We start from the raw sequence: 13,434 nt of genomic DNA on the forward strand, positions 1-13,434 counted from the left end.
GGTGCAAAGTGAGAACTGCGACACGCTGTTGTGCTCGCTTGCGACGCTCGCTTGCGACACCGCAGCGGGGTTGGCGATCCGGCCCGCCGACTAATTATTTCAAGACGTCATCCGTTCTCATTGGTGAATAGCACAGCGCAATCCTCATAACCCTGTAGGAGCGAGCTCGCTCGCGAAGGTCGTTAACGATGACGATGGGCACCTGACACCCCGCGGCGTTCTCCGGTTTTTCGCGAGCGAGCTCGCTCCTACAGCCGAATTCAGGCAGGAAACCCCATGACCGACGCGTTCGAAATCCCCAGCACTCTGGTCCAAGCCCTCCAGCGCCGCGCGGCCCTGACGCCGGACCGGGTGGCCTTGCGTTTTCTCGCCGAAACCGAGGATCAGGCTGTGGTGCTCAGTTATCGCGAACTGGATCAGCGAGCGCGCGTCATTGCCGGCGCGTTGCAGGCCGAGGCTGAGTCTGGCGATCGCGCGGTGCTGCTGTTCCCCAGTGGCCCGGATTACGTCGCGGCGTTTTTTGGTTGTCTGTATGCAGGTGTCATCGCGGTGCCGGCCTATCCACCGGAATCGACCCGTCGTCATCACCAGGAACGCCTGCTGTCGATCATCAGCGATGCCGAACCGCGTCTGTTGCTGACCAGCGCCGACCTGCGCGATGCGTTGTCGCACATTGAAGGCGCGCCGCCGTTGCTCTGCGTTGACACCCTCGACGGCACGTTGGCGGAGCGCTGGGTCGCGCCGGAGCTGCAAGACGATCACATCGCCTTCCTGCAATACACCTCCGGTTCCACCGCGTTGCCAAAAGGCGTACAAGTCAGCCACGGCAACCTGGTGGCGAACGAATTGCTGATTCGCCACGGCTTCGGCATCGATCTGAACCCCGATGACGTGATCGTCAGCTGGTTGCCGCTGTACCACGACATGGGTCTGATCGGCGGTCTGCTGCAGCCGATTTTCAGCGGCGTGCCGTGTGTGTTGATGTCGCCTGCCTATTTCCTCGCAAGGCCGTTGCGCTGGTTGGAAGCGATCAGCAAGTACGGCGGCACCATCAGCGGCGGGCCGGACTTTGCCTATCGGTTGTGCAGCGAGCGGGTCAGCGAATCGGCCCTGGCGCGCCTCGACCTGAGCGGTTGGCGCGTGGCGTATTCCGGTTCCGAACCGATTCGTCTCGACACGCTGGAGCGTTTCGCCGAAAAGTTTGCGGCCAGCGGTTTTACCCCGGACAGTTTCATGGCGTCCTATGGTCTGGCGGAGGCCACGCTGTTCGTCGCCGGCAGCCTTCGCGGCCAGGGTATCGGCAACCTGCGGGTGGACGATCAGGCCTTGGCGCAAAACCGTGTCGAGCCGGGCGAGGGCGGCGCGATCATGAGCTGCGGCATCAGCCAGCCGGATCACGCGGTACTGATTGTCGATCCGGTGACGCTCAACGAGTTGGCAGATCACGCAGTCGGCGAAGTCTGGGCGGCCGGGCCGAGCATTGCCCACGGCTACTGGCGCAACCCCGAAGCGTCCGCCAGGACCTTCGTCCAGCACGCCGGCCGCACCTGGCTGCGCACCGGCGACCTGGGCTTCATGCGCAACGGCGAGCTGTTCATCACCGGGCGCCTGAAAGACCTGCTGATCGTGCGCGGGCACAACCTCTATCCTCAGGACATCGAGCTGACCATCGAGCGCGAAGTGGAAGTGGTGCGCAAAGGTCGCGTCGCCGCTTTCGCCGTGAATATTGACGGGCAGGAAGGCATTGGCATCGCGGCTGAAATCAGCCGCAGCGTGCAAAAAATCCTCGCGCCCGAGGCGTTGATAAAGGCTATCCGCCAAGCCGTGGCCGAGGCGTATCAGGAAGCACCGAGCGTGGTGGTGCTGCTCAATCCGGGCGCGTTGCCCAAGACGTCCAGCGGCAAACTGCAACGTTCGGCATGCCGCAATCGCCTGGCAGACGGTAGCCTCGACAGTTATGCGCTGTTCCCGTCGGCAGACACCGACAGTCAATCGGCAACTGAATCAGGTTGCGAACTGCAAAGCCTGATCGGCCAGATCTGGTGCGAGCAATTGCAGGTCAAGCAGGTCAACGCCGACGATCACTTCTTCCTGTTGGGAGGCAACTCGATCGCCGCCACTCAAGTGGTCGCGCGTCTGCGCGAAGAACTCGGCCTGGAGCTGAACCTGCGCCTGTTGTTCGAAGCGCCAACCCTCGGTGCGTTTACCGCCGCGGTTGTTCAACAGCAACAGGACGGTGGCCTGGCCCAAGGGTCGATCTGCGCGCTGTCGCGCAGCGAAGCCATGCCGCAATCCCTGGCGCAAAACCGTCTGTGGATCACTTGGCAGCTCGACCCGCAAAGCAGCGCCTACAACATTCCCGGTGCCTTGCGCCTGCGCGGCGAACTGGATGAAGACGCCTTGCGCGTCAGTTTTCAGCAGTTGATCGAACGCCACGAATCTCTGCGCACGCGGTTTTTCGAGCGTGACGGTGTGGCGCTGCAACAGGTCGATGCCGCCGCATTCAATCTGCAACGGATCGACATCAGTGATTTACCTGTCGCCGAGCGTGAAGCGCGCGCGCGGCAAATCCGCGAGGACGAAGCCCGCACCGAATTCGATCTGGAAAAAGGCCCGCTGCTGTGGGTGACGCTGGTACGCCTCGATGATGAGGATCACCAGTTGCTGGTGACGCTGCACCACATCATCGCCGACGGCTGGTCGCTGAACGTGCTGGTCGACGAGTTCTCGCGACTGTATGCCGCAGCGTCCCAGGGACAAAAGGCGACGCTTGCAGCATTACCGACCCAGTACGCCGACTACGCCAGCTGGCAGCGCCAATGGCTGGCGCAAGGGGAGGGCGAGCGGCAACTGGCCTACTGGAAAGCCCAATTGGGCGATGAGCATCCGACACTGAGCCTGGCCACCGACCATCCGCGCTCGGCGCAACACACCCACAGTGCTGCCCGTCATTCCATAAAGCTTGGCGCAACGTTGAGCGATGCCATTCGCCAGACCGCCCAGGCCCATGAATCGACCACTTTCATGCTGTTGCTCACCGCCTTCCAGAGCCTGCTGCACCGCTACAGCGGCCAGCGCGACATCCGCATCGGTGTGCCGAATGCCAACCGCCCGCGCCTGGAAACCCAAGGGTTGATCGGCTTCTTCATCAACACCCAGGTGCTGGGCGCCGAGGTCGATCCGCGACAGCCCTTCGTTGAGCTGCTGGCGCAGACCCGTCAAGCCGCATTGGGTGCACAAGCGCATCAGGACCTGCCGTTCGAACAATTGCTCGAGGCTTTCCCGCAAGCCCGCGAACAAGGCTTGTTCCAGGTCATGTTCAACCACCAGCAACGCGACCTCGGCGCATTAAAACGTCTGCCTGGGCTGCTCGCCGAAGAGCTGCCGTGGCACAGCCGCGAAGCCAAGTTCGACCTGCAACTGCACAGCGAAGAAGACCGCAACGGTCGCCTGAGCCTGTCCTTCGACTACGCCAGCGAACTGTTCGACGCCGCGACCATCGAGCGTCTGGCCGAGCATTTCAGCAACCTGCTGCGAGCGGTTTGCGCGCAACCGGAAACCGCCATCGCCGACCTGCAACTGCTGACCCCGAGCGAGCTCGATCAGCAAGCAAGCTGGAGCGCTGCACCGTGCACGCCGGCCAGCCAATGGTTGCCGCAGCTGCTCCACGAACAGGCGCGCCTGACTCCCGAGCGCATCGCGTTGATGTGGGACGGCGGCCAACTCGACTTCGCCGAACTGCACACCCGGGCCAACCGCCTGGCCCATTACCTGCGCGACAAAGGCGTGGGTCCTGATGTCTGCGTGGCCATCGCCGCCGAGCGCTCGCCGCAACTGCTGATCGGCCTGTTGGCGATTATCAAGGCCGGTGGCGCCTACGTGCCGCTGGACCCGGATTACCCGGCAGAACGCCTGGCTTACATGCTCAACGACAGCGGCGTCGAATTGCTGCTGACCCAGACCCAATTGCTTGATCGCCTGCCCGCCACCGACGGCGTCAGTGTTATCGCCATGGACGCTTTACATCTGGATGGCTGGCCGAGCCATGCGCCGGGCCTGCACTTGCACGGCGACAACCTGGCCTACGTGATTTACACCTCCGGTTCTACCGGTCAGCCCAAGGGCGTCGGCAACACCCACGCGGCCCTCGCCGAACGCCTGCAATGGATGCAGGACACCTATCGCCTGAACGACACCGACGTGCTGATGCAAAAGGCGCCGATCAGTTTCGACGTGTCAGTGTGGGAATGCTTTTGGCCGCTGATCACCGGCAGTCGGTTGCTGCTCGCCGGCCCCGGCGAACACCGCGATCCGCACCGCATTGCGCAACTCGTTCAAACGTACGGCGTGACTACGCTGCACTTCGTGCCACCGTTACTGGCGTTGTTCATCGACGAGCCGCTGACCGCCAAATGCACCAGCCTGCGTCGTGTGTTCTCCGGCGGTGAAGCCTTGCCTGCCGAGTTGCGCAACCGGATCCTGGCACACCTGCCGGTGGTGCAATTGCACAACCGCTATGGCCCGACGGAAACAGCGATCAACGTCACTCATTGGCAGTGCACAGCCGCCGATGGCGAACGCTCGCCGATTGGTCATCCGCTGGGCAACGTAGTGTGCCGCGTGCTGGACGATGATCTCAATCCGGTTCCTGCCGGTGTGCCGGGCGAACTGTGCATCAGCGGCATCGGTTTGGCTCGCGGCTATCTGGGCCGTCCAGGCCTGACCGCCGAACGTTTTGTGGTCGATCCCCTGGACGAGCAAGGTGCGCGTCTGTATCGCACCGGCGACCGTGCACGCTGGACCGCCGATGGCGTGATCGACTACCTCGGGCGCCTCGACCAGCAGGTCAAACTGCGCGGCTTTCGCGTCGAGCCGGAAGAAATAGAGGCGCGTTTGCTGGCCCAGGACGGCGTCGCTCAGGCCGTGGTGCTGGTGCGCGAAACGGCAGCCGGCGGACAGTTGATCGGTTATTACACCGCAACCGAAACCAGCGAAACCGAAGACATTCAAACCGCACGCCTGAAAACCACACTGGCGGCCGAGCTGCCGGAATACATGGTCCCGGCGCAGCTCATGCGCCTGGACGAAATGCCTCTGAGTCCGAGCGGCAAACTCGACCGGCGTGCCTTGCCGGAACCGCAGTGGCAAGTCCGCGACCACGTGGAACCGGTCACCGCGCTGGAACAGCAGATCGCCGCTATCTGGCGCGAAGTCCTTGGCCTCGCGCAAGTCGGTCTGCGCGACGATTTCTTCGCCCTCGGTGGCCATTCGCTGCTGGCCACACAAATCATTTCCCGCACCCGACAAGCCTGCGACGTCGAGTTGCCGCTGCGGGCGCTGTTCGAAAACAGCGAGCTGGGCGCATTCGTCGATCAGGTTCAACTGATCCAGGCCAGTGGCAACACCAACACACAGCTGCCCATTGAAAAAGTCGACCGCAGCCAACCGGTGCCACTGTCCTATTCCCAGCAGCGCATGTGGTTCCTCTGGCAGATGGAGCCGGACAGCCCGGCCTACAACGTAGGCGGCATGGCACGGTTGCGCGGGGTGCTCGATGTCGGGCGTTTCGAAGCGGCGCTGCAGGCGCTGATCATGCGCCACGAAACCCTGCGGACTACGTTCCCGAGTGTCGACGGCGTGGCCCGCCAACAGGTTCATCCGCAAACCGGCATGCGCCTGGAGTGCAAGGATTTCACCACGCTGGATGCCGATGGCCGAGAGTGGCAGGTCCAGCAATTGGCCGATGACGAAGCGCACAAACCCTTTGATCTGGAGACCGGGCCGCTGCTGCGCGCCTGCCTGGTCAAGACCGCCGAGCAGGAACACTACCTGGTGCTGACCCTGCACCACATCGTCACCGAAGGCTGGGCTATGGACATCTTCGCCCGTGAGCTGAGCGCGCTGTACGAAGCCTTTGTCGAGGACCGCGAATCGCCGCTGGCACCGCTGCCGGTGCAGTACCTGGATTACAGCGTCTGGCAGCGCCAGTGGCTGGAGTCCGGCGAGCGCCAGCGCCAGCTCGACTACTGGACCGCACAACTGGGCCTGGAACATCCGCTGCTGGAATTGCCCGCTGACCGACCGCGGCCGCCGGTGCAAAGTCATCAGGGCGAACTGTTTCGCTTCGACCTCAGCGATGATCTTGCCGCCCGGGTTCGCGCCTTCAACGCACACAACGGCCTGACCCTGTTCATGACCATGACCGCCGCGCTGGCCGTGCTGCTTTACCGCTACAGCGGCCAGACCGACCTGCGCATCGGCGCCCCTGTCGCCAACCGGATTCGTCCGGAAAGCGAAGGGCTGATCGGTGCGTTCCTCAACACCCAAGTGCTGCGTTGCCAGCTTGACGGGCAGATGTCCGTTGGCGAGTTGTTCGAGCAGGTTCGCCACACGGTGATCGAAGGCCAGTCCCATCAGGACCTGCCATTCGACCATCTGGTCGAGGCCTTGCAGCCACCGCGTAGCGCTGCATACAACCCGCTGTTCCAGGTGATGTGCAACGTGCAGCGCTGGGAATTCCAGCAGAGCCGTACCCTGGCCGGCATGACCGTCGAGTACCTGGCCAACGATGCCCGCGCAACCAAGTTCGACCTCAACCTGGAAGTCACCGACCTCGATCATCGCCTGGGTTGCTGCCTGACCTACAGTACCGACCTGTTCGACGAACCGCGCATTGCGCGCATGGCCGGGCATTGGCGCAATCTGCTGGAAGCGCTGCTGGCCGATCCGCAACAGCGTCTCAGTGAACTGCCGTTGCTGGAAGCGAGCGAACAGCAAAACCTGCTCGACAGCCTCGGGGTCGAGCCGGGTGAGCATCGGCTGGATCAGTGCATCCATCATCTGTTCAGCGAGCAGGCCCTGTCCCGCAAAGAAGCCCCGGCATTGACCTTCGCCGGACAAACCCTGAGTTACGCCGAACTCGACAGCCGCGCCAATCGCCTGGCCTGGATGCTGCGCGAGCGTGGCGTCGGGCCGCAGGTTCGGGTCGGCCTGGCGCTGGAGCGCTCGCTGGAGATGGTCATCGGCTTGCTGGCAATCCTCAAGGCGGGCGGCGCTTATGTGCCGCTGGACCCGGAATACCCGCTGGATCGTCTGCACTACATGATCGAAGACAGCGGGATCGGTTTGCTGCTCAGCGATGCGGCGATGTTCGACGCGCTTGGCGAGCTGCCGGCCAGCGTCGCCCGCTGGTGCCTGGAAGAAGACTCCGCCGAGCTGGTCAACTACCCGGCCAGCGAGCTGCCATTTATCAGCCTGCCGCAACATCAGGCCTACCTGATCTACACCTCCGGCTCCACCGGAAAACCCAAAGGCGTGGTGGTATCCCACGGCGAAATCGCCATGCATTGCCGCGCCGTGATCGAACGCTTCGGCATGCGCCCGGACGATTGCGAGCTGCACTTCTATTCGATCAACTTCGACGCGGCCACCGAGCGTTTGCTCGTGCCGTTGTTGAGCGGCGCTCAGGTCGTTTTGCGTGCTCAAGGACAGTGGGACGCGGAAGAAATCTGTGGTCTGATTCGCCGCCACCCCATCAACATCCTCGGCTTCACCCCGAGCTACGGCAGCCAGTTGGCCCAATGGCTGGCGACCCGGGGCGAAACCCTCCCGGTGCGCATGTGCATCACCGGTGGCGAAGCCCTGACCGGCGAGCACCTGCAGCGAATTCGCGCGGCGTTCAAGCCGAGCCTGTTCTTTAACGCCTATGGCCCGACCGAAACCGTGGTCATGCCGCTGGCCAGCCTGGCGCCGCAACGGTTGGAAGAAGGCCTGGGCAGCGTGCCGATCGGCAGTGTGATCGGCGCTCGTGTGGCCTACATCCTCGATGCCGATCTGGCCTTGGTGCCGCAAGGCGCGACGGGTGAGTTGTATGTCGGCGGCGCCGGTCTGGCGCAGGGTTATCACCAGCGTCCGGGCATGACGGCCGAGCGTTTTGTCGCCGACCCGTTCGCCGCCAATGGCGGGCGTCTGTACCGCACCGGCGATCTGGTGCGTCAGCGCGCCGATGGTCTGGTGGAGTACCTGGGGCGTATTGACCATCAAGTGAAAATTCGCGGCTTCCGCATCGAACTGGGCGAAATCGAAACCCGACTGCTGGAACACGAATCGGTCCGTGAAGCGGTGGTGTTGGCGCTCGATGCCCCGAGTGGCAAACAACTGGTCGGCTACGTTGTCACCGAGCTCGCCGGGCAGGACGAAAGGCAACAAGCCGAACTGCGCGAATCCCTCAAGGCTCACCTCAAGTTGCAATTGCCGGATTACATGGTGCCCACGCACCTGATCCTGCTGGCTCACTGGCCGCTGACCGCCAACGGCAAACTCGACCGCCGCGCACTGCCGGCACCGGATCCGGAGCTGAACCGCCAGCAGTACGTGGCGCCGAGCAACGCGCTTGAACTGACCCTGGCCGACATCTGGTGCGAAGTGCTGAACGTCGAACAGGTGGGGCTCAACGACAACTTCTTCGAACTGGGCGGCGACTCGATTCTGTCGATCCAGGTGGTCAGCCGGGCGCGGCAGCAGGGCATTCACTTCAGCCCGCGGGACTTGTTCCAGCACCAGACCGTACAGACCCTGGCGGCCGTGGCGACCCGTGCCGAGCAGCGCAGCGCCGAACAGGGTCTGATCACGGGCGAGTCGCGGTTGACGCCGATCCAGCACTGGTTCTTCGACACCGACATCCCGCAGCGCCAACACTGGAACCAGGCGTTGTTGCTGGAACCCACTGTGGCGCTGGAGCCCCATCGCCTGGAGCAAGCGCTGCTGGCAGTGATCGAACAGCACGACGCCTTGCGTTTGCGTTTCTCTGAAAATGCAGGCCAATGGCAGGCCGGGCACCAAGCGATTTCCGACGCGCCGGTGCTGTGGCAAGTGCGCGTTTCGTCCATGGACAAATGCGCGGCACTCTTCGCCGATGCCCAGCGCAGCCTCGACCTTGAGGAAGGGCCGCTGATGCGCGCGCTGCTGGTCGATGGTCCTGAGGAGCAACAGCGGCTGTTCATCGCCATTCACCACCTGGTGGTGGACGGGGTTTCGTGGCGGGTGTTGCTGGACGATTTGCAAACGGTGTATCGCCAACTGGACGCTCAACAGTCCATCAAACTGCCGGCAAAAACCAGTGCATTCAAGGACTGGGCGGCACATTTGCAAGCGTATGCCGGCAGTGAATCCCTGCGCGAAGAATTGAGCTGGTGGCAGTCGCAACTGGCCGGTGAACGTGCTGAATTGCCGTGCGACCGACCGGAGGGTGGCCGGCAGAATCGTCATGCGCAAACCGTCAGCGTGCGCCTTGATATCGAGCGCACTCGCCAACTACTGCAACAGGCACCGAGCGCCTATCGCACCCAGGTCAACGACTTGCTGCTGACCGCATTGGCCCGCGTGCTGTGCCGCTGGAGTGGTCACGAATCGGCGCTGATTCAACTCGAAGGCCACGGCCGTGAAACGCTGTTCGACGAGATCGATCTGACCCGCACCGTTGGCTGGTTTACCAGTGCTTATCCATTGCGCCTGATGCCAATGGAAGAGCAGGGCGCCTCGATCAAGGCGATCAAGGAACAACTGCGCGCGGTGCCACACAAGGGCCTGGGATACGGCGTGTTGCGCTACCTGGCCGATGATCGGTGCCGCCAGTCCATGGCTGCACTGCCGATGGCGCCGATCACCTTCAACTACCTCGGCCAGTTCGACCAGAGTTTCGGCAACGATGCGTTGTTCCGTCCGCTGGATGAACCGATCGGCGCCGCACACGATCCGAAAGCGCCGCTGCCCAACGAGCTGAGCGTCGACAGTCAGGTCTACGGCGGTGAGCTGGTGCTGCGCTGGACCTTCAGCGGCGAACGTCACGACCCGCAGACCATCAGCGAACTGGCGCAGGCTTATCTCGCTGAATTGCAGAGCCTGATCGAACATTGCCTGAGGGACGACGCGGGCGGCCTGACGCCGTCGGACTTCCCGCTGGCCAGGCTGACCCAGCCGCAACTCGACGCGCTGCCGGTTCCGGCCGCGGTCATTGAAGACGTCTACCCGTTGACGCCGATGCAGGAAGGCATGTTGCTGCACACCCTGCTGGAACCGGGCACCGGCCTCTACTACATGCAAGACCGTTACCGCATCAACAGCGAGCTCGATCCGCAGCGTTTCGCCCAGGCCTGGCAAGCGGTGATCGCCCGTCATGAAGCCTTGCGTGCGTCGTTCTGCTGGAACGTCGGCGAAGACATGCTGCAAGTGATCCACAAACCGGGCAGCACACCGATCGAGTACCTGGACTGGACGGCAATTGCTGAAACCGAACAAGAGCCGAAGTTGCAGGCGCTGCTCAAAAGCGAGCGCGAGGCCGGTTTCGATCTGCTCAACCAGGCACCGTTCCACCTGCGTCTGATCCGGGTCGGCGCGGCGCGCTACTGGTTCATGATGAGCAACCATCACATCCTGATCGATGCCTGGTGCCGTTCGCTGCTGATGAACGACTTCTTCGAGATCTACAGCGCCCTTGGCGAAGGCCGGGACGCGCAGTTGTCCGTGCCGCCACGTTACCGCGACTACATCGGCTGGCTGCAACGCCAGAGCCTGGCCGAGGCTCGGCAGTGGTGGAAAACCAACCTGCGAGGCTTCGAACGCACCACGCCGATTCCGAGTGACCGGCCGTTCCTGCGCGAACATGCCGGTGACAGCGGCGGCATGCTCGTCGGCGATCGTCATACCCGGCTCGATGCCCGTGATGGCGCGCAACTGCGCGAACTCGCCCAGGCGCATCAGCTGACTATCAACACCTTCGCCCAGGCGGCGTGGGCCTTGGTATTGCGGCGCTTGAGCGGTGATCGCGACGTACTGTTCGGCGTCACCGTGGCCGGGCGTCCGGTGGAAATGCCCGAGATGCAGCGCACGGTCGGGCTGTTCATCAACAGCATCGCGCTGCGGGTGAAGATGCCGGAAGACGACCAGCGTTGCAGCGTGCGCCAGTGGCTGAGCGGCTTGCTCGACAGCAACATGCAGTTGCGCGAGTACGAGTACCTGCCACTGGTGAACATCCAGGAAAACAGCGAACTGCCCAAGGGCCAGCCGCTGTTCGACAGCCTGTTCGTGTTCGAAAACGCCCCGGTGGAAGTCTCGGTAATGGACCGTGCGCAAAGCCTCAACGCGACCTCGGATTCGGGCCGTACCCACACCAACTTCCCGCTGACCGCGGTGTGCTACCCGGGCGATGACCTCGGATTGCACCTGTCCTACGACCAGCGTTATTTCGACGAGTCGACCATCGAGCGCATGCTCGGCGAGTTCAAGCGTTTGCTGTTGGCACTGGTCGAAGGCTTCCATGGCGACATGGCCGACCTGCCGCTGCTGGGTGCCGAGGAGCAGGACTTCCTGATCAACGGCTGCAACCAGAGCGAACACGAATACCCGCTGGAGCAGAGTTACGTCGAGTTGTTCGAAGCGCAAGTTGCCCGGCATCCGCAGCGGATTGCCGCCAGTTGGCTGGATCAGCAACACACTTACCTTGAGCTGAACCAGCGCAGTAACCGCCTCGGCCATGCGCTGGTCGCCGCCGGTGTCGGGCTGGATCAACCGGTGGCGTTGCTGGCCGAACGTAATCTCGATCTGCTGGGCATGATCATCGGCAGCTTCAAGGCGGGCGCGGGCTATCTGCCGCTGGATCCGGGACTGCCGAGCCAGCGTTTGAGCCGGATCATCGACTTGAGCCGCACGCCGTTACTGGTCTGCACTGAAGCCTGCCGCGAGCAAGCGCTGGCATTGCTGGATGAGTTCGGTTGCGCCAACAGGCCGAAGTTGCTGGTCTGGGAAGAGGTGCAAGGGAGCGCTGTCTCGGTGGTGAATCCTGGCCTCTACAGCGGCCCGGACAATCTCGCCTACGTGATCTACACCTCGGGCTCCACCGGCTTGCCGAAAGGGGTGATGGTCGAGCAGCGCGGCATGCTCAACAACCAGCTGAGCAAGGTACCGTACCTGAACCTGAGCGACGCCGACGTGATCGCCCAGACCGCCTCGCAAAGCTTCGACATTTCGGTCTGGCAGTTCCTTGCCGCACCGTTGTTCGGCGCGCGGGTGGACATCGTGCCGAACACCATCGCCCACGACCCGCAAGGTTTGCTGGCCCATGTCCAGAGCCAGGGGATCAGCGTACTGGAAAGCGTGCCGTCGCTGATCCAGGGCATGCTCGCCCAGGAACGCATGAGCCTCGATGGTCTGCGCTGGATGCTGCCGACCGGTGAAGCGATGCCGCCGGAACTGGCGCATCAATGGCTGCTGCGCTACCCGGACATCGGGTTGGTGAATGCCTACGGCCCGGCGGAATGCTCGGATGACGTGGCGTTCTTCCGGGTCGACATGGCGTCGACGCGCGGCAGTTACCTGCCGATCGGTACGCCGACGGACAACAACCGTTTGTACCTGCTCGATGGTGCACTGGAATTGGTGCCCTTGGGTGCGGTGGGCGAGTTGTGCGTCGCTGGCACCGGGGTGGGGCGCGGTTATGTCAGCGACCCGTTGCGCACCGCCCAGGTGTTTGTGCCGAACCCGTTTGGTGCAGATCGCCTGTATCGCACCGGTGACCTGGCCCGTCGTCGCAGTGACGGCGTGCTGGAGTACGTCGGTCGCATCGACCATCAAGTGAAGATTCGCGGCTACCGCATCGAGCTGGGTGAAATCGAAGCGCGTCTGCATGAACAACCGGAGGTCCGCGAAGCAGCAGTCGGTGTGCAGGAAGGTGCGAACGGCAAACATCTGGTCGGCTATCTGGTGGCGGCTGATTCGGCACTCAAACCGGCTGAACGGCTGGAGCGCATCAAGCAACGCCTACGCGCCGAGCTGCCGGAATACATGGTGCCGTTGCATTGGTTGTGGCTCGAGCGGATGCCGCTCAACGCCAACGGCAAACTCGATCGCAAGGCCCTGCCGGCGCTGGAGATCGGTCAGTTGCAGAGCCAGGACTACCAGGCGCCGCGTAATACGCTTGAGCAGGTGTTGGCTGATATATGGGCTGAAGTGCTGAAGGTCGAGAAGGTCGGCGTGCGCGACAATTTCTTCGAGCTGGGTGGGCATTCGCTGCTGGCGACGCAGATTGCTTCGCGGGTGCAGAAGGCGCTGCAACGTAACGTGCCGCTGCGGGCGATGTTCGAGTGCAGCACGGTGGAGGAATTGGCCGGATACATCGACGGGTTGGCGGCGAGCGATATCACTGAGGAGAAGGTCGATCGGCTCAATGATCTGATGGCGGAGTTGGAGGGGCTTTGATTCTCCAGCGTCTGTAAGGGCCTCATCGCGGGCAAGCCCGCTCCCACAGGTCCGGGGTGTTCTCTGATGTTGTGCTCGACACAAAAACCTGTGGGAGCGGGCTTGCCCGCGATGGCGTCAGTCCAGACTCCATAAAATTCACGGCACAAATGCGTACATTCTTGCGATTGACTGCTGTTTCCG

General features: G+C 63.0%; 1 protein-coding gene. It reads left to right on the forward strand.

The window, feature by feature from the left end; genetic code table 11:
- Positions 1-276: 276 nt before the first annotated feature.
- Positions 277-13,251: a non-ribosomal peptide synthetase gene (locus tag ACA067_RS07400; protein ID WP_497461207.1), complete on the forward strand. Its 12,975-nt coding sequence runs from the start codon at positions 277-279 to the stop codon at positions 13,249-13,251.
- The last annotated feature ends 183 nt before the right edge of the window (positions 13,252-13,434 follow it).

The sequence above is a fragment of the Pseudomonas sp. LBUM1674 genome (assembly GCF_059695635.1).